This window comes from Streptomyces sp. XH2 (genome assembly GCF_049725035.1).
In the GTDB taxonomy this organism is placed as follows: Bacteria; Actinomycetota; Actinomycetes; order Streptomycetales; family Streptomycetaceae; genus Streptomyces; species Streptomyces roseoverticillatus.
On sequence record NZ_JBMMMZ010000004.1, the window covers coordinates 125,276 to 146,551 of the forward strand.

At 76.0% G+C, this 21,276-nt stretch carries 14 protein-coding genes; 8 read left to right on the forward strand and 6 right to left on the reverse strand.

What is annotated here, in order from left to right; all coding sequences use genetic code 11:
- Positions 1–52: 52 nt before the first annotated feature.
- Positions 53–445, reverse strand: a complete 393-nt coding sequence (locus tag ACOTKD_RS10055) for a thiol-disulfide oxidoreductase DCC family protein (protein ID WP_424888528.1) — start codon at positions 443–445, stop codon at positions 53–55.
- Between the two features lie 50 nt (positions 446–495).
- Positions 496–1,626 (reverse strand): FAD-dependent monooxygenase, encoded by a 1,131-nt coding sequence (locus tag ACOTKD_RS10060; RefSeq protein WP_424888529.1) that lies wholly within the window; start codon positions 1,624–1,626, stop codon positions 496–498.
- 224 nt (positions 1,627–1,850) lie between these two features.
- Here ACOTKD_RS10060 and ACOTKD_RS10065 point away from each other — a divergent pair, with 224 nt between their 5' ends.
- Together ACOTKD_RS10065 and ACOTKD_RS10070 are read left to right on the forward strand one after the other, a co-directional pair.
- Positions 1,851–2,837 (forward strand): TetR/AcrR family transcriptional regulator C-terminal domain-containing protein, encoded by a 987-nt coding sequence (locus tag ACOTKD_RS10065; protein ID WP_424888530.1) that lies wholly within the window; start codon positions 1,851–1,853, stop codon positions 2,835–2,837.
- A gap of 223 nt (positions 2,838–3,060) precedes the next feature.
- Positions 3,061–3,309, forward strand: a complete 249-nt coding sequence (locus ACOTKD_RS10070) for a hypothetical protein (protein ID WP_424888531.1) — start codon at positions 3,061–3,063, stop codon at positions 3,307–3,309.
- A gap of 15 nt (positions 3,310–3,324) precedes the next feature.
- Here ACOTKD_RS10070 and ACOTKD_RS10075 read toward each other — a convergent pair whose 3' ends face one another.
- From ACOTKD_RS10075 to ACOTKD_RS10090, 4 genes are all read right to left on the reverse strand, one after another.
- On the reverse strand, positions 3,325–3,975 hold the full coding sequence (locus ACOTKD_RS10075) for a DUF4360 domain-containing protein (protein WP_424888532.1): 651 nt from the start codon (positions 3,973–3,975) through the stop codon (positions 3,325–3,327).
- 67 nt (positions 3,976–4,042) lie between these two features.
- Positions 4,043–4,690, reverse strand: a complete 648-nt coding sequence (locus ACOTKD_RS10080; RefSeq protein WP_424888533.1) for a DUF4360 domain-containing protein — start codon at positions 4,688–4,690, stop codon at positions 4,043–4,045.
- Between the two features lie 110 nt (positions 4,691–4,800).
- Positions 4,801–5,277, reverse strand: coding sequence for a GNAT family N-acetyltransferase (locus tag ACOTKD_RS10085; RefSeq protein WP_424888534.1), 477 nt, complete (start codon positions 5,275–5,277; stop codon positions 4,801–4,803).
- A gap of 41 nt (positions 5,278–5,318) precedes the next feature.
- Complete coding sequence (locus ACOTKD_RS10090; protein ID WP_424888535.1) at positions 5,319–5,999, reverse strand: ribonuclease H family protein; 681 nt, start codon at positions 5,997–5,999, stop codon at positions 5,319–5,321.
- 271 nt (positions 6,000–6,270) lie between these two features.
- Between ACOTKD_RS10090 and ACOTKD_RS10095 the strand changes: the two genes are divergently transcribed.
- The 6 genes from ACOTKD_RS10095 (at position 6,271) to ACOTKD_RS10120 (ending at position 20,989) form a co-directional block, all read left to right on the forward strand.
- Positions 6,271–7,524 carry an MFS transporter gene (locus ACOTKD_RS10095; RefSeq protein ID WP_424888536.1) on the forward strand — a complete coding sequence of 418 codons (1,254 nt, stop codon included), beginning with the start codon at positions 6,271–6,273 and terminating at the stop codon, positions 7,522–7,524.
- A gap of 494 nt (positions 7,525–8,018) precedes the next feature.
- Positions 8,019–9,326: a non-ribosomal peptide synthetase gene (locus ACOTKD_RS10100; RefSeq protein WP_424888537.1), complete on the forward strand. Its 1,308-nt coding sequence runs from the start codon at positions 8,019–8,021 to the stop codon at positions 9,324–9,326.
- A gap of 132 nt (positions 9,327–9,458) precedes the next feature.
- Complete coding sequence (locus ACOTKD_RS10105; RefSeq protein WP_424888538.1) at positions 9,459–12,641, forward strand: non-ribosomal peptide synthetase; 3,183 nt, start codon at positions 9,459–9,461, stop codon at positions 12,639–12,641.
- 8 nt (positions 12,642–12,649) lie between these two features.
- Positions 12,650–13,876: an acyl-CoA dehydrogenase family protein gene (locus tag ACOTKD_RS10110; protein WP_424888539.1), complete on the forward strand. Its 1,227-nt coding sequence runs from the start codon at positions 12,650–12,652 to the stop codon at positions 13,874–13,876.
- A 55-nt stretch (positions 13,877–13,931) separates the two neighbouring features.
- A complete protein-coding gene (locus ACOTKD_RS10115; protein ID WP_424888540.1) occupies positions 13,932–18,251 on the forward strand; it encodes an amino acid adenylation domain-containing protein in 4,320 nt (1,439 codons plus the stop codon).
- Entirely contained in the window at positions 18,248–20,989 is a 2,742-nt protein-coding gene (locus ACOTKD_RS10120) for a condensation domain-containing protein (RefSeq protein WP_424888541.1), read from the forward strand. The genes ACOTKD_RS10115 and ACOTKD_RS10120 overlap by 4 nt, the downstream gene beginning before the upstream one ends.
- Positions 20,990–21,276 lie beyond the last annotated feature (287 nt).

Consider the following 21,276-nt stretch of genomic DNA (forward strand, 5'->3'; position numbering starts at 1 on the left):
CCGTTGAGCCCCTGGACGGGCCGTGTGCGGGTGCCCGGCGGCGAGCCGGTGGCTACCGGGCCCCGGGGCGGCGGTCCGCGGGCAGCGCGCAGGCGGCCGTTCCGCCGGGGAGCCGGTGCCGGTTGTCCGCGATCAGGCGGTACAGGCCGTGGCCGGCCCAGCGCGCCGGGGGCAGGGTGAGCACCGCGCCCGGGACGGCCCACGCGCCGGGGGCGCTGAGGAGGAGCTTGGCGACGGCCTGGGCGCCTCCGTACACGGTGCCGCCGGGGGCGATCCACAGCAGCTCGTGCTCGGCCCGTTCCCGGGTGACGCCCAGCTCGTCCAGTGCGGCGAACTGCCAGGCCACGACGGTGCAGCGGGGCCGGACGTACTTCTCGGCGAACCGCACGGAGGTGGTGCAGAAGCCGCAGTCGCCGTCGTAGACGAGCACAGGTCGGGTTCCCATGGGCCCATCATGCCGGGCGGGGCGGAGGAGGAGGACGCCGGGCCCGGCGGTCAGCCGTCGAGCGCGATGCCGTTCTTCGCCTTCTCCAGCGCCTCCTCCGAGTGGTCGCCGGCCGCGTGTGCGAGCGCGAGGGCCTGGTTGAGGGCGACGAACGGGCGCATGCGGTCCTCGTAGCGGGCGAACGCTGCGGCGTGCCCGCCGCCGTCCCGCTTGCCGAGCTCGGTGGCCAGCACGTAGGCGCCGACGAGCGCAAGGCTCGTGCCCTGCCCGGAGAGCGGCGAGGGGCAGTAGCCCGCGTCCCCGACGAGGGCCGTCCGGCCGGCGGTCCAGCGGTCCATGCGGATCTGGGCCATCTGGTCGAAGTAGAAGTCGGGGGCCTCGTGCATGGCCTGCAGCAGCCGCGGCGTCTCCCAGCCCACGTGCGCCAGCCGCTCGGCCATGAGGGCCTTCTGCCGCTCGGTGTCGCGGTAGTCGTAGGCGATCGGGTCCGACACGAAGCCGAGGGTGGCCCTGATCTCGCTGTTGTCGCGCACGGGGTAGACGCAGCAGGTCGCGGTGCGGGCTCCGGCCGACTCGTCGTTGAGCCATATCTCCCAGTTGTCGAGGCCGAGGAAGTTGGGCGCGCTGAAGACCGTCAGGTAGGCGCCGAGGTGCTGGACGTACTCCTGCTCCGGCCCGAAGGCCAGCGCCCGCACCTTCGAGTGCAGACCGTCGGCGCCCACGACGAGGTCGAACGCGCGCTCCGGGCTCGACTCGAAGCTCACCCGCACGCCGTCCGCGCGGTCGTCGAGCGCGGCGATGGAGTCGGAGTGGACGAACTCCACTCCTGCGTCGAGCGCCTGACGGTGCAGCAGTTCCGTCAGGTCCTCGCGGAGCAGCTCGACGTCCGGGCTGTCGAGCCGGCCGCCGCTCAGGGTCATCTCGGTGGAGCGCCCCGTCTCGTTGCCCTGGCCGTCGAGCATGGTCATGCCGCGCAGGCGGGTGCGGACGGCGCGGGCCTCCTCCAGGATCCCGGTCCGGTCGAGGACGTCGAGGGCGACGCCGCGCACGTCGATCGCCTGGCCGCCCGGGCGGACGGCGGGGGCCCGCTCGACCACGGTCGCGGCGAAGCCGTTGCGGCGGAGCCAGTAGGCGAGCGAGAGGCCGGCGACGCCGGCACCGGAGACGAGGACGGTCTGCATGGGAATCACCTTCGCTGGAGCAGTGGATGTGCTGTACGGCCTGCACGGGCGGGCCCGTGCGGGCTGTTCTGTACGCCGTACGCCACTGAATGTACGCCGTACGCACACAGCTGCCAAGCCCTCTTTCAAGCCCCCTGGACTAGTACAGACAGCGCCTCCACCGGCGGTTTCCCGACACTTCCCCTGCTAGCCTGTGTACTAGTACAGAATGAGGAGGCCGTCCCGTGGCCGGAAAATTGGTCCCGCCGTACCTGCGCATCGCCGCCGAGCTGCGCCGCCGCATCACCGGCGGGGAGCTCGCACCCGGCGACCGCGTCCCCTCCACCCGGCAGATCGCCCAGGAGTGGAACGTCGCGCTCGCCACGGCGACCAAGGTGCTGACGACGTTGCGCCAGGAGGGGCTCGTCCGGGCCCAGCCGCGCGTGGGGACCGTCGTCGCGGGCCCGGACCGGCAGCCGGCAGCGGCGCCGGAGCCGGCCGCGGTGACCGCCGCCGCGCCCGCGGTCACCGCGGCCGGGACGACCGACCACGAGCTGACCCGCGACCGCATCGTCCGCGCCGCCGTCGCCGTCGCCGACGCCGAGGGGCTGTCCGCCCTGTCCATGCGCGGGATCGCCGGCCGGCTCGGCGTCGCGGCCATGTCGCCCTACCGCTACGTGAACAGCAAGGACGACCTGGTCTGCCTCATGGCCGACGCCGCCTTCGCGGAGCTGTCCTACCCCGAGGCGGCCCCCGGGGACTGGCGGCGGCGCCTCGAACTCGGGGCCCGCGCGCTGTGGGCGGTCCACCGCGCGCACCCCTGGCTCGCGCACATCGGCCCCCTCACCCGCCCGCTGGCCCTGCCGCACCTCATCGCGTACTCCGAGTGGATGCTCACCGCCCTCGACGGCCTCGGCCTCTCCCCGGCGACGATGCTCGACGTGAACGTGCTGCTCTACAGCTACGTCCAGGGCACCGCGGTCCACTTGGAGCGGGAGAAGCAGGCCGCGGGCGACACCGGGATCTCCGGCGAGCAGTGGATGGACGCCCACGCCGCGGCGTTCGACGCCCTCACCACCTCCGGCCGCTACCCCGTCTTCGCCAGGGTGACCGGCTCCTTCGACGGCGACAACGGCTACGACCTGCGCCTCGACGAGGTCTTCGAGCTCGGCCTCACGTCCATGCTCGACGGCTTGGCCCTGCGGTTCGAAGGGCCCGCCGCCGACCGCTGACCGCCCTGGTCCCCCGAGACGGCGCCCTCCACGGCGCGAGCCCGCTCGCCCACGTACCGCAACTCGCCCCCGTCTCCCGGGTGTTCCGGACTCGCGCGCCTCGCGTGGCTGCCGGTCTTCGGCGCGGCGCTTCTCGGGTGCTGGGCGCTGTTCCGCCGGTTCGAGCACGGCCGCCCTGGAGCGTGGCCGGAATCAGCCTGCACACCCTCGTCCTGCTCCTCTCGTGCTGCGCGTCCGCCCTCAGAGCGCGGCCGTGGCGCTGGGCATCGCCGTGCTGCCGGGCATGGCCGAGACGGCCCTGGCGACACAGGAGCACAACCAGGTCATCAGCCGGGGCTCCACGGCCTTCGTCATCGCGGTGGCGATCGGTGCGGGGTGCGGCACGCCCCGCAGCCCGCCCTCGGCCGGCTGGACGCGGGCCGCGGTCCTCGCGTACGAGACGGGGCCGGTCCGGCCGGCGGCGGGCCGCTGAGGGGCCGGGGGCCGCTCAGGCGCGGGGACAGGGCTTCCAGGCGAAGTGGTAGAGCGTGTTGATGCTGCCGTCCGTCGAGTCCATCGCCAGGAGGCTGGTGGTGCGCGTGGGGTCCGAGGTGCCGGCGTCCACGCGCAGCTCCGTGTTGATGTTGAGGTAGCGGATCGCCCCGCAGGGGGCGTAGACCACCGCGTCGATGTCGGTGGTGTCGGACGCCTGCCAGTTGTCGTGCACCGGGCCGGTGAAGTGGTGGTTCACGTACGTGGTCTGCTGCATGCCCTGGAAGTAGTAGGTGGCCCGCTCCAGGCCGCTGGCACCCTTCTCCAGGTGGGCGAAGCCCCGGTAGTCGGCCCTGGCGACCGCGTACGTGAAGCCCTGCGGAACGTGGACGTTCAGGCTGAGCTGGCAGTTCTTGCGGAAGTCGGTCGGCTTGGCACCGACGCCGACCTGCGCGGTGTAACTGCTGTACGTCACGGTGAACGCCTGGTTGTCCGGAGCGACGGACACGTTCGCCGTCCCGGCGGGACAGCCCGAGCCGTTGACCGACACGACGTCGATCACGATCCGGTCGGGCGGAGGCTCCCCATGGGGAGCGGCCGACGACGGTGCCACCGGAGCGGCGAGCATGGCCACGGCGGCACAGCCGATCGCCACCGGTCCCAACATGGGGGTACCTCCTGCTGCTTCGGGTTCCATGGACGGACGCGTGCGGCCGGGGGCCGCCGGTCAGCGGTCAGGGGCACTCCTTCCACGCGAAGTGGTAGATCGTGCTGACGCTGCCGTCGGTCGAGTCCATGGCCATGAAGCTGGTGGTCGTCGACGGGTCCGAGGTGCCGGCGCCGACCCGGAGTTCGGTGTTGACGTTGAGGATCCGCTGCGCGCCGCAGGGGGCGTAGACGACTTCGGCGGCGCCGGTGACGTCCGTCGTCTCCCAGTCGTCGCTGAACGGGCCCGTGAAGCGGTGGCTCACGGAGGTGGTCTGGGACATGCCCTGGAAGTAGTAGCTGGCCCGCTCCATGCCCGAGGCCCCGCTCTCCAGGTGCGCGAAGCCGCGGTAGTCCGCCTTGGCGACGGCGTACGTGAAGCCCTGCGGGACGTGGACGTTCAGGCCGAGCTGGCAGTTCTTGCGGAAGTCGGTGGGCCTGGCGCCGACGCCGACCTGGGCGAGGTACTTGCTGTAGGTCACCGTGAAGGCGGTGTTGTCGGGGGCGACGGCCACGGCCGCCGTTCCCGCGGGGCAGCCCGAGCCGTTGACGGCGACGACGTCGATGACGACCCTGTCCGGCGGAGGCACCCCCTCCGACGACGCGGACGACGGTGCGAAGGACGCGGCGGCCACCAGGGCCACGGCCGCGCCGGCGGTCAACACCGGTCTGAACATGGGATTCCCCTTTCCTTCCCTGCGCGGGGGACGCTGTGCGCGCGGCCCATGGCACCACCGAGGAAGGGACGTGTACAGGTCAGGTTGAGCCGTCCCGGCGGACCGGCCGGTCACCTCAGGAGTCCCAGGAGCGCCTTCAGACCCGGTCGAAGACGTGCATGCGGCCGATCTCCGCGAAGCCGCGGCGCGCCGCACCAGTGGCGCGGCCGGCCCGCGGCGTCGGCGGTCAGGAAGCGCGTGCGGCAGCCGGCGTCGGAGGCCAGGCGCAGGGCGGTGGAGAGCACCGCGTCGGCGTGGCCGCGCCCGAGCCGGTCCGCCGCCGTGACCAGGTCCTCCACCTGCGCCACGCCGGACGCCGGGTCCAGGTACAGGTCGGCCCGGGACGCGACCTCGCCGTCCTCGGCGCGCGAGCCGACGATGTGCACGGCGGCGCCGCGGCGCCGGGCCGCGCGGCGCTCGTCCAGCTGCCGCACGACGTCCTCGCCGGCGTCCGGCAGGAAGCCGCGCCGGCTCCGGGCGAGGGAGCCGTGGATCGCCTCCAGGTCCGCGGTCTCCGCCTCACGCGGTTCGGTGTCGGTGTCCGGCATGCGCCGGCCCTGGGCGGCCGGCCGCGCGGGGCGCGAGGGGATTACGCGGTGGCGGCGCAGGCCGGGTGGCCCCACCCGCGCTCGCCCTTGGAGATCTTCTCGCCGGCCGCGTACGACTGGCCGCACGGGCAGCGGCCCGCGAACTTGGCCTTGATCGTCGCCGTCCCGGAGGAGCGCGGCTTGCGGCTCTTCGGCGGGCCGGTGCGCCGGGGCGCCGAGGGCTCGCGCGGGGCCGGCACGGGCAGGCCCTCGGCGCCGTGCGCGGTGCCGGCCGCCTGCTGCTGGACCGCCGCGTCGCTCGCCGCCTGGTCGGCGATCGCGTTCAGGGGGTCGCCGTTCTCCTGGTGGGCCGGCACGTACCGGAACTCGACGGTGCGGCCCGCCAGGAGGGCGTCGATGCGGATGACGAGCTCCCGGTTGGCCACCGGCGAGCCGGACGAGGTCTTCCACCCGTTGCGCTTCCAGCCGGGCAGCCACTTGGTCACGGCGTTCATCGCGTACTGCGAGTCCATCCGCACCTGCATCGGCACGGCCGGGTCGGTGGCTTCCAAGAGCTGCTCCAGGGCGGTCAGCTCCGCGATGTTGTTGGTCGCCCTGCCCAGCGGGCCGGCCTCCCAGCGCTCGGGGGCTCCCGTCGCGTCGGCCACGACCCAGGCCCAGGCCGCGGGCCCCGGGTTGCCCTTCGATGCCCCGTCACAGGCGGCGATGATCTGTTCAGACATCCCTCGATGATGCCAGGGATCCGGAGGCGGCCGTTCTGCGGTGTGCGGGCACCGAATACCGGACATTCATCCAAGGGCCCCGCGGACCGCGGCCATGGGACGTCCGGCCGGACCGCCGCAGGTCACAGCGAGTGCTGTTCAGGTGACAGGCATCGCCGGTTCACCTGGCGGACGACGGAAGTTATCCATATCGAGAATGGTAATGACCGAAAATGTCCGTCATTTTTGACTGATGGCCACGTCATGCCCAAATGTCTGCCAAATGTTGTCAATGAAGACTCATGGCCGAGGCATCTTACGGAATGGGGACTTCCGTCTCCTTCTGGCCGGTGCCGCGGTGAGCCAGATCGGCGCCCAGGTGACCGTGGTGGCGCTGCCGCTGGTCGCCGTGGTCGCGCTCGACGCCTCCCCCCTGGAGGCCGGGCTGCTGACCGCCGCCGAGACCGCGGCGTTCCTGCTGGTCGGCCTGCCGGCCGGGGCGTGGCTGGACCGGATGCGGCGGCTGCCGGTCCTCGTCCGCGCCGACGTCGTCCGGGCGGTGGCGATGGCGACCCTGCCGCTCGCCGCCTGGGCCGGAGCGCTCACCATGGCGCAGCTGTACGTCGTCGCCCTGGTCACCGGCGTGGCCACCGTCTTCTTCGACATCGCGCACCAGAGCTACCTGCCGTCCCTGCTCCCCCGTGATCAGCTGGTCGCGGGCAACGGCGCCCTGGAGACGGCCCGTTCGTCCGCGCAGGTCGCGGGCCCCGGGCTGGGCGGTGCCCTGGTCCAGCTCCTCGGAGCGCCCTTCGCCCTGCTCGCCGACGCGCTCGGCTACCTGCTGTCCGCCCTCTTCCTGCGCGGCATACGGGCCCGCGAGCCGCAGCCCGCCCCCGCGCCGGGCGTGCCCCTGCGCGCCCAGGTCGCGGAAGGGCTCGCCTTCGTCTTCCGGCACCCCGTCCTGCGCATGATCGCCTGCGCCACGGCGCTCGCCAACTTCTTCACCGCGATGCTCGTGGCGGTCCAGACGGTGTTCCTGGTGCGCGTGCTGGAACTGCCGCCCGGCGTCATGGGATTGATGATGTCCGCCTCGGCGATCGGAGGCCTGGCCGGCGCGCTGTGCGCGGGAGCGCTCGCGCGCGCGGTCGGCCAGGCGAGAGTGATCTGGCTGTCGCCCGTGGTCACCGGTCCGTTCGCCCTGCTGTGGCCGCTGGCCGGCCGGGGCGCGTCCGCCGCCTGGTTCGCCCTCGCGTCCGCGGCCGTCTTCTTCGGCGCCGTCGTCTACAACGTCGCCCAGGTCAGCTTCCGGCAGCTGCTCTGCCCGGACGAGCTGCTGGGCCGCATGAACGCCACGCTGCGCTTCATGGTGTGGGGCACGATGCCGCTCGGCGCGATCGCCGGCGGCGCGGTCGCGGAGGCGGCCGGGGCCCGTACGGCGGTGTGGGTGGCCGCGGCGGGGGTCCTGCTGATGCCGGTGCCGCTCCTGGCGTCGCCCCTGCGGGGCATGCGCGACCTGCCGGCCACGGAGGCCCTGCCGGCGGCGTAGGCGGTCGTTACGGGCTGACCGGCTCGCCTCGCCTGCCGGCGGAGCAGTCGGCTCCGGACCGGTGCCCGAGGGCGGGCACCGCCGGCTCCGCCACGGTGGTCACTCGCCGTCGCGGCGGGGGTGGGTCGCCGGGGCGACGGGGCGACGGGGCGACGGGGTGACGGGGTCAGCAAGACGCCCGGAGTCGGATGGGCCCCGGATGATCAGGGCGCATCCGCCGGCCAGGCCGCCGACCGGCCCCGGCCACTCCGGCCACTCCAACTGCCCCGGCTGCCCGGCCACCCCGGCACCGAACGCCCCGCCGCTGCGGCCACCCGCCCCGCGCTGTCCGGCTCGGGTCCGGGACCAGGTCCCGGGACATCGCTCCCGCGCCGTACGCCACCCCGCACCCGACACCCATCCATCGCCACCGCGCCGTACGCCCCCACCCGACCCCATCCCCTATGTCTCTCGTCCCACGAGTCCTCGCGCCCCTCGGCGCATGGGAGGTCACCGTGCAATCCGGCACCATCACCTCGTCCTACCTCGCCCACTACCAGCGCCTCACCGACGCTGCCGGCGCCCCCGAAGGCGCCCTGCCCGTCACGGGTGCGCAGCGCCGGTTCCTGCTCGCCCGGCGGCTCGACCCCGCGGGGCGGGCCACGCTCGTGCCGTTGTTCTTCGCGTTCCCCGCGGGGGCGGTCGACCCGGCGCGGCTGCGGGCGGCCGCGGGCCGTCTGGCCGCCCTGCACCCGGCGTTGCGGGCGCGGCAGCTGGTGCGGCGCGGGGTGCCGCTGCAGGTGCCGGGCGCGCCCTCCGGGCACGTCGAGCGCGTCCGGCCGCGCCCCGGGGAGTCCGTCCGCGACGCCCTGCTGCGGGCCCTGGGCGAGTGGGCCGCCGACGGGCCGCCGCTGCGGTTCTTCCTCGCCGCCGACGGCGACCGGGACGTCCTCGCGCTGGTCCTGGACCACGCCGCCTGCGACGAGCAGTCGCTGGGCCTGATCACCGCCGGCCTCACCGACGCCTACCGCGACGGGCTCGGCCCCCGGGACGTGCCGGCGGACGCGGCGGCCGACGGCCTCGCCGCGTACCGCGACGCCGTGCACCTGCAGCTCGCCGCCGAGGAGAAGGCGTCGCACCCGGACGCCCTCGCGTACTGGGCACGGCGCCTGGCCGGCACACGCGGCAGCAGCCCCACCCCTATCAGCATCGACGCCCCGTCAGCCCTCGGTACGGGCACCGCCCTGCGCCGGCTGCCCCTCGGCGCGGACGGCGGGCGGGCCGCGGCCTTCCCCGTCCTCCTCGACGCCTGCGCGACGGCCGCCCGTGCGCTCCACGGCCCTGGTTCCGTGCCGGTGCTGGGCTACCCCTGGGGCGGCCGGCCTCCGGCCGCGGCCCCGGTCCTCGGCTGCTTCCTCAACACGGTCGCCCACCCGGCGGACGAGCTCGACCCGGCGGGGCGGACCACCGCCTGGTGGGACGACCTCGACCGCGCCGACACCCCGTTCGACGAGGTCGTCCACGCGGCCCGGCGGGCCGGGGCGCCCTGGTCCGGGCGGCTCGACGGCCTCCTCACCTTCGAGGACCTCGGCCGCCGGCCGCCGCTGCGGCTCGGCGACGCCACGGGCCGCGAGATCCACCTCGACGCCCGGCCCGTCCGAGCGCCGTTCGCCGTCTCCGTCTCGTACGGCTCCGACCTGCTCGTCCGCATGGCCTGGGACCGGTCGGCCGTGCCGGACCACCGTGCGGAGGCGGCCTTCGCCTCCCTGACCGAGGCGCTGGGCACGCGGACCGCTCAGCCCGTGCCCGTGCCCACGCCCTGACCCTCTCGCTCACCGGCCCCGTGCCGCGCCGCCCGACCGGCGCGCGGCGCCCGGGGCGCCCTCCACGGCCGCGCCGGCCCACCCGGCCCGCCCGGCCCGTGAACTCCCGGACCAGACCCCGAAAGGCTGATCATGTTCGGACTCTCCACATCCCAGGAGATCGTCTGGCTGCACGAGCAGATCCTGCCCGGCAGTCGCGCCTACAACTTCACCGCCACCGTGGACCTGCGGGGCGCCCTCGACGAGGGCGCGCTCCGCGAGGGGCTGGCGGCCGCGCTCGGCCGTCACCCCGGTCTGCGCCTCGAACTCGTCGACTCCCCCGGTGGTCTGCCCGGCCAGCGCGTGCGGGAGCAGTGCGCGCCCCGGCTGCGGACGGCCGACCTCGGCGGCGAGGCGGACCCGGAGGCGGCGTTCGCCGCCCTGCTGCGCACCGAGGCCGAGACGCCCTTGGACGTGTACGAGGCGCCGCTGCTGCGCTGGTGCCTCGTCCGGCTCGGCCCGGACCACCACCGGCTCGTCCACGTCGAGCACCACCTCGTCCACGACGGTCACTCGTTCGCGATCCTGCTGCACGACGTGTTCACCGTCTACCGGGCGCGCGTGCTCGGCGAGCAGGTGGTCCTGCCGCCCGCCCGCTCGTACACCGACCACCTGGAGGCCGCCGGCAGTCCCGAGCGGGCGGACCGGCGCGCGGCGGGCCTGGCGTACTGGCGGCGCGAACTGGGCGACGCGTCGTTCGACCTGCCGCTGCCCGGTCTCGCCCGGCCCGGGGCGCGGCGCCGGCACGCGGGCGGGCAGCTGCGCCAGGCCGTGGACGCGGAGCTCGCCGAGCGCCTGCGCGCCCACAGCCTGGCCCAGGGCCACACCCCGTTCTCCACGCTCCTCGCGCTCTTCGCCGAGCTGCTGCGCCGCCACAGCGGCCGCGCCGACCTCGTGGTCGGCACCGCGGTCGGCAACCGCCCCGAGGGCTTCGAGTCGGCCACCGGCATGTTCGTCAACACGATCCCGCTGCGGCTGCGCCTCGACCCGGCGGCCGGTGCGGACGAGGCGGTGGACGAGGTCACCGACAGCCTCATCCGCGCGCTGCCGCACCAGGACGTCCCCGTGCAGGTGCTCACCCGCGAGCTCGGCCTGCACACGTCCGGCGCGGACAACCCGCTGTTCAGCGTCATGTTCAGCGCTCACGACGCGGCGCTGCCGGAGGTGGAGGTGCCGGGCCTGGAGGTGTCGCTGTTCGAGGGCTTCAACACCGGCACCACGCGCTTCGACCTCGACCTGGTGCTGCTCCCGGACGACCGGCGCACGGTCGGTCCGCGGCGCGGCCCGGCCGGCATGACGCTGGTCTGGGACTACGACCGGGACCTGTTCGACGAGGACGCCGCCCGCCTGCTCGCCGACCGCTTCCTCGGTCTCGTACGGGCCTATCTGGAGGAGCCCGCAGCGCCCCTCGCGGCGCTCGGCGCACAGCCGGAGCACCTGCCGGCACAGGCCGGGGAGCCCGTGGACCCCGATGCCGTCCTCGACCCCGCCGCCCGTCACGACCCCGGCCTCCCCGCCCTCGTCAGCGGCGCCCGGAAGGTCACCTACGGCGAACTCGACCGGCTGGTGGACGAGCTGGCCGCGCGCCTGCGCACGTCCGGCGTCGCCGCCGGTCAGCCGGTCGCGGCCGTCCTGCCGCGCGGCGTGGACACCGTCGTGACGCTGCTCGCGTGCCTGCGCACGGGCGCGGTCTACTGCCCGCTGTCGCCCAACGACCCGGCGAGCCGCCTGGAGACGCTGGTCCGGCGCCTGTCCCCGGCCCTGGTCCTGGCCGACCGCGAGAGCGCCCTCGCCCTGCCCGCGGAGGGCCTGCCGGCGCCGGTCGCGCTGCTCGGCGCCGACGGGCCGTTCCCCGCCGCGGCGCCGGCCGCGTGCCTCGACGGTGCCGCGTACGTCATCCACACGTCCGGTTCGACGGGTCTGCCCAAGGCCGTGGCCGTCGGCCGCGCCGCGCTCGCCCACCACATGACGACCGTGGCCGGGCGCTTCGGAATGCGCTCCGACGACAGGGCGCTGCTCTTCGCCCAGCCCTCGTTCGACGTGGCGCTGGAAGAAGTGCTGCCGTCCCTGCTGGCCGGTGCGTGCCTGGTGGTGCCGCAACGGGAGGTGCCGACGGCGGCCGAGCTGATCGCCGTCCTGGCGGCCCGCCGGGTCACCGTCGCCAACCTGCCGACGAGTTACCTCCTGGCCGTGCGGGAGGAGCTGTGCGAGGCGCTCCGCGACGGGATGTGGGAGCCGCGGCTGCTGGTCGCCGGCGGCGAGCGGCTGCCGGCCGCCGCCCTGCGGGACGTCCTCGCCGCGACGGACGCGACGGTCCTCAACGCGTACGGGGTGACCGAGGCGACCATCACCTCCACGGTCCACGAAGTGAGCCGCGAGGGTGCCGGCGGCGCCGGGGAGGGCGGCGAAGTGCCGCTGGGGACCCCGCTGCCGGGGATCGGGGTGCACGTCCTGGACGCGGGGCTGCGGCCGCTGCCCGTGGGCGCGGTCGGCGAACTCGCCGTCTCGGGCGCCGCGCTCGCCGACGGCTACCTCGGCGGTGCCGAAGACGGAGGGGCCGCCGCGGCGGCCGCGGCCCGGTTCGTCACCGTGCCCGCGCTCGGCGGGGCGCGCGCCTACCTGACCGGCGACCTCGGGTACCGGGACCGCGACGGCCTGCTGTGGTTCCTCGGCCGCCGCGACAACCAGGTCAAGCTGCGCGGCTACCGCATCGAGCCGGAGGAGATCGAGGCGGTGGCCTCCGAGGTGCTCGGCGGCCGCTCGTGCGCGGTCGTCCTCGGCCACGACGCGGTCGGCGCCCCCTGCCTGACCGGCTTCGTCGACGGCGGGGCGGAGCCGGACCAGGCCCTGCTGCACAGGGCGCTGTCCGAGCGGCTGCCCGCCGCGCTCGTCCCCGCGCGCTGGCTCCGGCCCGCGGCGATGCCGGTGCTGCCCGGCGGCAAGCCGGACCGCGCCGCGCTGGCCCGCCTCGCCGCCGAGGCGACGGCGGCCGGCGACCCGGCGGCCCCGGAGCAGGAGGAGAGCACCGACCCGGCCGTCGCCCTGGTGGCCGAGGGCTGGCAGGAGGTGCTGGGGCACGACCGGTTCTCGCCGTCGTCCCACTTCTTCCAGGTCGGCGGGCACTCCCTGCTCGCGGCGCACCTCGCCGCGTGGCTGGAGCCCCGGCTGGGCACGCGGCCGCCGCTGCGCGTCCTCTTCCAGCACCCCGTCCTCGCCGACCAGGCCCGTGCCCTGACGGAGACCGCCGCCCGCGCCCTGACGGAGACCGCCCGATGAACCGCCCCATGAGCAACACCACTCCGTCGTCCGTCCTGGAGACCGAGCACCGCGAACTCGCCGACGCGTTCACGGCGTTCGTCCGCCGGGAGCTGGTGCCGCTGGCCGCCGAGCTCCCCGAGGACGGGGGCCTGCCGCCGGCCGAGCTCCGCGCGTACGTCCGCCGCCGCTCGGCGAAGCTGGGGTTCTACGCCGGCGACCACCCCGAGGAACTCGGCGGCTCCGGAATGCCGTTCGGCGCCGTGGTCATGCTCCACCACGCCGCCGGGCGCAGCGGCTGCCCGCTGGCCCCGTACGCGCTGGCCGGGTCGGACGGCCCGAGCCCGCTGCTGCGCCGGGGCACGGAGCAGCAGATCGAGAAGTACCTGAAGCCGCTCGTGCGGGGCGAGGCGACGCGCTGCCTCGCGCTGACCGAGCCGAACGCCGGATCGGACGCCTTCCACCTCACCACGACCGCCCGGCGGGACGCGGACGGCGGCTGGGTGCTGTCGGGGCGCAAGACGTTCGTGAGCAACGCCGGGCACGCCGACTTCGTCATCGTCGTGGCCCGGGCAGTGGACGGCGACGGCGCGGTGAGCGGTGACAGTGACAGTGACAGTGACAGTGACAGTGACGGCAAGGACCTCGGGCCGACCGCGTTCGTCACGGGCATGGACACACCGCGGCTGCGGATCGGCCAGCGCTACGAGGGCATGTCCGGCGAGGAGTTGTACGAGCTCGTGCTGGACGAGGTGCGGCTGCCCGCCGACGCCGTCGTCGGCGGCGAGGCGGGCGTGGGCGCGGCGCTCGGCAACGGCATCGACAGCCTCTCGCGGGGCCGGCTCGTGGTGGCGGCGATGTGCAACGGCATCGCCGAGCACGCCCTGGACCTCGGGGTCGCCTACGCCCGCGAGCGGAAGGCGTTCGGCGAGCGCATCGGCGCGTACCAGCACGTGCAGGAGCACCTCGTCGGCAGCCGGGCCGAGGTGGAGGCGGCCAAGCTGCTGACGCTGGCGTGCGCGCGGCTGGTGGACGGCGGCGTGGAGGCGCCGGAGAACGCGGCGCTCGCCAAGCTGACGTCCTCCGAGACCGCCGTCCGCGTCGTGGACCGGGCGCTGCAGGTGCACGGGGCGACGGGGTGGGTGCGCGGCCATCCCCTGGAATTCCTCTACCGGTACGTCCGGATGATGACGATCATCGAGGGGACCTCCGAGATCCAGAAGGTGATCGTCGCCCGGGCCATGGGGCTGGGCTGAGCGCACCCGCCACCGCCCCCGATCCCTTCCCTGCCGACGACGTCACGGAGGAACCATGACTTCTTCTTCAGCTACCGCTCCTTCTTCAGCCACTGCTCCAGACCTGTCCATCGCCTACGGAAGCACCGCCACCGCGGAGGGCTGGGACGACGTCCTGGCCCGGTACGCGCAGCACGTCTCCGCGGCCCCGGAGGCCCCCGCCGTCGAGGACGGCGAACTGACCTGGACCTACGCCGAACTGGACGCCCTCGCCGGCCGGACGGCCGACGCGCTGCGCGACCGGGTGCGCCCCGGCGACCTCGTCGCCGTCTGCCTGGACCGCTCCGCCGCCCTGGTCGCCACGGCCGTCGCCGTGGCCCGGCTCGGCGCCGTCTACCTCCCGCTCGGGCCGCGCCCCGGCGAGCGCCGGCTGGCCGCGGTGGCCGGCGGGCTGCGCGTCGCCTGCCTGATCGGCGCGCCCGGGGTGCTGCCCGAGGCGTACGCGGGCGCCGAGCGGCTGTCCCTGCCGCTGCCCGCCGAGGGCGCCAACGCGCACGGCGGGGCCGTCGCGGCGTTCCCCGCCGCCACCCCGGACACCGGGCGCCCCGCCGTCCCGGACGGCACCTTCTACGCGGTCCTCACCTCCGGCTCGACCGGCGTGCCCAAGGCCGTCGCGGTGCCGGGCACCGCCCTCGCCGCCCGGCTGCGCTGGTACGCCGCGCGCACCGCGGCCCGGCCCGGCGACCGGCACAGCCTGCTCGTCGGCGTCTCCTTCGACCCGCACGTCCTCGAGCTGTGGGCCGCCCTGACCTCCGGCGCGGCCCTCGCCGTGCCCCCGGACGACGTCCGCTGGGACCCCGAGGTCCTCACCGCGTGGTGGCGGCGGGCGGGCGTGACCGTGGCCATCCTGCCCACGCCCCTGGCCGAGATCGTCCTCGAACGCCCCTGGCCGGACCTCCCCGCGCTGCGCCACCTCAGCATCGGCGGCGACCGGCTGCGCCGCCGGCCCGGGCCGGACGTCACCGCGCGCGTGGACAACGCGTACGGGCCGGCCGAGGCCGCCGTCGTGGCGACCGCCCACGACCTCGCCTCCGCCGGCGACGCCCCGGGCACTCCCCCGCCGATCGGCACGCCCGCCGACGGGACCGTCGTGTGCGTCACCGGCCCCGGCGGGCACGTCGTGCCGCGCGGCGAGGCGGGCGAACTGCGGATCGGCGGCGCGGGCCTCGCGAGCGGGTACCTGGACGAGACCCTCACCGCCCACCGCTTCGTCGCCCCGCCGCCGGAGGTGACCGGCACCGGTCGCGTCTACCGCACCGGGGACCGGGTGCGGATGCGGCCGGACGGCGTCCTGGAGTTCCTCGGCCGCCTGGACGACCAGGTGAAGGTGCGCGGCGCGCGCATCGAACCGGCCGAGACGGAGGCGGCGTTCGAGGACGACCCGCGCGTCCTGCGGGCCGTCGTCGCGGCGGAGTCCGCCGCCGGCGGCGACGTCCGGCTGATCGCGTTCGTCCGGCTCGCGCCGGACGCGGGCGCCCTGCCGGCGGCCGAGCTGCTGGAGGCGGTACGCGGCCGGCTGCCCGAGCAGGCGGTGCCGTCGGCGCTGCGGTACGTGGAGGCGTTCCCGCTCGACGCCAACGGCAAGGTCGACCGGGCGGCGCTGCTGGCCGGTGCCGGTGCCGGTGCCGCTCCCGCGGCAGGGGACGACACCGTTACGGACACGGACTCGTACTCGGATACGGATACGGAGCGGCTCGTGATCGAGCTGTGCCGGGGCATCCTCGGCCGCCCGGAGACGGGCCCCGGCGACAACTTCCTCGCCTCGGGCGGCGATTCCCTGACCGCGGCCCGGCTGCTGACCGCCCTGGAGGAACGATTCGGCGTCCGGCTCCGGGCACCGCAGCTCCTGCGCCAGCCGGACCTGCGCAGCGTGGCGGCGCTGGTGGACTCGCGCCAGGAGCACACGGCGGCGGCGCCCGCCGAGAGCCCGGCAGGCGCGGCCGAGCCACGGGGGGCGGGCGTTCCCTTCGCCGCAATGGCGGAGAACCGCGGCGGCGATGGCCCGAGGGTCCGCCCGGTGGAACTCCACCAGGACCCCGGCCCGGCAGGCACCGCCAAACCATCGGAACGCGCCGTCCCCACCACCGCAACAGCAGGTGACCACGACGGCAAGCACCCCAGGACCCGTCCAGCCGAACCCCACCACGCCCCCAGCCCGGCGGACACCGCCGAGCCGCAGGGGTCGGCCGTCCCCACCGCCGCAACCGCGGACAACCATGACGGCAGGAACCCGAGGACCCGTCCAGCCGAACTCCACCAGGACCCCGGCCCGGCAGGCACCACCAACCCGCCGGAGCACGCCGCCCCCACCGCCACAACCACGGACAACCACGACGGCAAGCACCCCAGGACCCGTCCAGCCGAACCCCACCACGACCCCGGCCCGGCAGGCACCACCAACCCGCCGGAACGCGCCATCCCCACCGCCGCAGCGGCGGGTGACCACGACGGCGAGGGTCCGGCGGAACGCCCGGCGCCCCAGGCCGCCGCGTACACCGTCCCGGGCCGGCGAGGCCCCGGCGGCGTGCTCGGTCGCGTGCTCGCCCACGCCGCGGCGGAGCCGTCGGCCCTCGCTGTGACGGACGGCGAACTCACCCTCACCTACGGGGAGCTGACCGCTGCCGCCCGCCGCCTGGCGGGGGCCCTGCAGGCCCGTGGTGTCGGGCGGGGCACGCCCGTGGGGCTGCTGCTGCCGCATTCGGTGGGCGCCGTCGTGGCGAAGGCCGCCGTCTGGTGGGCCGGCGGCCACTACGTGCCGCTCGACGCGGCGTACCCGCGCGCCCGCACCGAGGCCATGCTCGCCGACGCCGGCGTCTCCCTCGTCGTCGGCGAGAAGGACCTGCTCGAAGCGGCGGGCATACCGTCCGTCCGGACACTCGTCCTGACCGCGGGCGGGCTCGCCGGATGCGGCCCCGACGCCGCCGAGGGCGATCTGCCGGAGCCCGCCCCCTACGACCCCGGCGCGACCGCGTACGTGATGTACACCTCCGGTTCGACCGGCCGTCCGAAGGGCGTGGCGATCACCCACCGCGGCATCGCGGAACTGACCGGCGGACCGGACTTCCTGACGGTCACCGCGCGGGACCGGGTGCTGTTCCACTCGGCGCTGACCTTCGACGGCTCGCCGTTCGAGCTGTGGGTGGCCCTGGCCAACGGCGCGGCGGTCGCCGTCTCGGCCGCGGGACGGCAGTCGCTGGAGGGCCTCGCGCGGGACGTGGAGCGGCTGGGTGCCACCGTGGCGTTCCTGACGACGGCGCTCTTCCACCACCTGGCCGCGCGCCGCTCGCCGGTCTTCTCCGTGCTGCGCTCGGTGATCGTGGGCGGCGAGGCCCTGTCGGCGCGGCACGCGCGCGCCGTCCTGCGCGCCCACCCGTGGCTGGAACTGGTGAACGGCTACGGGCCGACCGAGACCACGTCGTTCGCCACGGCCCACCGCGTACGGGACGCCGACTGCGACGCCCCGCCGCCCATCGGGCGTCCGCTGGCCGGGGCGACGGCGCACGTCCTGGACGAGCACGGCGCCGCGGTGCCGGCCGGCACCCGCGGCGAGCTGTGGGTCGGCGGCCCCCGCCTCGCGGCGGGCTACCTCGGCCAGGAGGCCCTGACGGCGGAGCGCTTCGTGGACCACCCCCGGGCGGGGCGGCTCTACCGCACGGGCGACGTGGTGTCGGCGCGCCCGGACGGGACGCTGGACTTCCACGGCCGCGTGGACGACCAGGTCAAGGTCCGCGGCTTCCGGATCGAGCCGGGCGAGATCGAGCACGCCCTGCGCGACCACCCGCGCGTGGCGGACGCCGCCGTCACCGTCGTACGGGCCGGTGAGGACGACGCGCGCCTGGTCGCGTTCGTCGTGCCCGACGGCGACGGGCAGCCCGCCGTGGCGGCGCTGCGCGACCACCTGGCCGGGCGGCTGCCCGCGCACCTGCTGCCCAACGCGTGGTCCGTGGTCGGCGCGCTGCCGCTGACGGGCAACGGCAAGGTGGACCGCCGGGCCCTCGCCGGGCGGCCGGTGCCCGGTCTGCCGCACTCCCCGGACGCGCCCGGGCCCGTGCGCCGCGAGCTGACGCCCCTTCAGCGGGCGGTCGCGGACGCCTGGGGCCGGGCGCTGGAGTGCGAGGTCGGCGACCCGGAGGCGGATTTCCTGGCCCTGGGCGGGCACTCGCTGCTCGCGCTGGGCGTCGTGGACGACCTGCGCGAGGACCTCGGCGTGGAGCTGACGCTGGCCGCGTTCTTCGCGGCGCCCACGGTGGCCGGGCAGGCGGCGCTCGTCGAGGAGGCACTGGCGGAGACGTTCGGCGCGGAGCCGGACGCCGGGCGGAACGGGGCGGGACAGTGAGCGGCGGTACGGCTTCGGAGGTCGCGCGGCAGGAGGCGCTGCTGCGGCTCGCCCGCCGCCGCAGCGCGGACGCCCGGGCCCGCCGGCCGGAGCGGCCGGCGCCCGCGGCGGACGACGGGACCGCGCCGCTGTCCCACGCTCAGCACCGGATGTGGCTGATGGAGCGCCTGGGCCGGGGCGGCGCGGTCTACAACGTGCCGTTCGCGACCCGGGTGCGCGGCCCCTTCGACGCGGAGGCGTTCGGCCGGGCCCTGACCGGCCTGGTACGCCGCCACGAGGTGCTGCGGACGCGCTACGGACGGCGGGACGGCCAGCCGTACCAGGAGGTGACGGCACCGCGCCGGGTGCCGGTCCGTACCGTGGACGCCGCCGCCGGGGGCGCCGCGCGGAAGCTGCTCGGCGACGAGGCGGCCCGCGGCTTCGACCTCGCGGCCGGCCCCGTGCTGCGGGCCCTGCACGTCCGGCACGCCGAGGACGACCACACCCTCTTGCTGACGTTCCATCACATCGCGGTGGACGGCGGCTCCCTGGACGTGATCGCCCGTGAGCTCGGCGACCGCTACCGCGCCGGGCTGGAGGGGCGCGACGCGGAACCGGAGCACGCCGCGCCGCGGTACGCGGACTTCGCCCGGCGGGAACGGGCCGGTTCGGAGGCGCTCGACGAGGGCCTCGCGTACTGGACGGAGCGGCTCGCGGGAGCCCGCCCCGTACCTCTGGCGGGGGACGGTGCGGAGCCCGCCCGCCGGGGCGAGGCGCGGGTGCTGTCCCTGGAGCTGGAGCCCGGCACGGTCGAGGGGCTGCGGGCCGCGGGCCGCGCGCACCGGGCGACGCTGTTCACGGTCGTGCTGGCCGCGGCGTTCGCGGCGCTCCTGGAGGCGACCGGCGAGGAGGACCCCGTCATCGGCTGCGCCAGCAGCCACCGCGACACGGCGGGCGCGCGCGACCTGGTGGGCCTGTGCGTGAACACGCTCCCGGTCCGGCCCGGCCTGTCCGGGGCCGGGGACACCGGCACGCTGCTGGCGCGGGTGCGCGACGCGCTCCTGGAGGCGCAGCGCCACCGTCACGTCCCGTTCGACCTCATGGTCGAACGGCTCGGCGCCGCCGCGCGCGATGCCGGCGGCAACCCGTTGGTGGGCGTCACGGCGGACGTCCTGGCCCCGCCGCCCGTCCTGCGGCTGGAGGGGGCGGAGTGCGAGCCCGTCGACGTCGAGCTGGACGGCGTCAAGTTCGGCCTCGGCCTCTACCTGGAGGAGGGCGCGGCCGGCAGCGGCCCGCGCTGCCTGATCCGGTACGACCGCGGCCGCGTCGGCGAAGAGCCGGCCCACCGTCTGCTGAACGGCTTCGCGGAGGTGCTGGCGTCGCTGTCGGCGGGCGAGGTCCGGCCGCTGGTCACGGCGGGCGGGCGGCTCCCGGAGCACGACGCGTCCCGCGGACCGGGCGAGGTCCGGGGACCCGGCGGCGTCCCCGGGCCCGGCGAAGCCCATGAGCTCGACGGGTACCTCGCCCCCGGCCGGCTCTCCGGGCCCGGCTCGCCTTCCCGCACCCCCGCCGGCGCGGAACCCCCCGCCTCCGCCCCGGCGGTGGTGGCCGTCTTCGCCGAGCTGCTCGGCGAGCGGCCCGGGCCCGACGGGGACTTCTTCCTCCTCGGCGGGCACTCCCTGCTCGCGGTCCGGGTCGCCGAGCGGCTCCGGGAGCGGCTGCGGGTGCCGCTGACGGGGCTCGACGTCCTGGAGCGGCGCACGCCGCGGGCGCTGGGGGCGCTGCTGGACGAGCGGGCGCGGGTGCGGGCGAGCCGCAGCCCGGCGGCCCGTACGTCCTCCGTCGCCGCCCGGCCCTCCGCGGCGGGCACGGTCCTCGTCACCGGCGGCACCGGGGGTGTGGGGGCGTTCGTCCTGCAGGAGCTGGCGGCCCGCGGCCGGCCCGTCCGGGCGCTCGTGCGGCCCGAGTCGGCGCACCTGGTGGCGGCCGACGGGGTGGAGGTGGCCGAGGGCGACCTGGCCGACGCGGACAGTCTGCGCGCGGCCGTGTCGGACGACGTGACCGCGGTCATCCACGCGGCCTGCACGTTCACCTCCCCGGAGGTGGACGTCGCCGCGATGCGGGCCCTGCTGGACGGCTGGCGGCGCGGCTCGTTCGTCTTCGTGAGCAGCGTGGACGCGTACGGGCGGCCGTCGGTGACCGACGTCGCCGAGGACACCGCACCGGAGGAGCCGCTCACGCCGTACGGGCGGGCGAAGCTCGACTGCGAGCGGATGCTGTGGGAGGCGGCGGGCACGGCGGGCCGGGGCGGGGCCGCCGTGGTGCGCGCCCCGATCGTGTGGGGCCCGCACCCCCGGCTGCGGGACCAGCTGCGCTGGGGGGCGACCGGTGCCCTCTTCCAGGCGGCCCTCGCCGGGGAGCCGGTGGTCCTGCCCGCGGCGGGCGCGGTCCCGGCCTCCGGCGACCCGTGGTCCGGCGTTCCCTGGATCCACGCCGCGGCCCTGGCCCGGATCCTGGTGACGTGCGCCGAGCGGCCTCCGCAGGGCACGGTCAACGCCGTGGGAGGGCACGTCGGCTGGGAGGAGCTCGCCGGCGAGCTGATCCGGCTGCTGGGCAGCGCCGGCACCGTCGTCGCCGGCGGGCGGGCACCCGGTCTCCTGCACCGTCACCGCTACCGCGCCGAGGCCCTGGCCGAGGAGCTGGTGGCGCGCCCGGGCGAGGACTGGCGTTCGGCGATCGCCGCGATGCTGGCGCTCTGACCGCCTGACCGCGCCTGCGCCCGGCCGCCGCGGACGCCGGAAAACCGGCGGGCCACCCGGACATCGCCCTGGTGGCCCGACGGTATTACGTGCACCCGCCGTGTAGAACGACGGAGCCCGGCGGACGTCACGGGCACAAAGCGGACGATCGTCTGCCGAGGGGCCGAAAGGTGCCCACGGGACTGCGCGGACCGTTGATGAAGGGGCGCCGTCCCCGCTTCCATGGCGCTGCCCCGGCACGCCCCGGTGCCGGGCTCGTCGCGAGGGGGGACACCTTGCCCGGCATA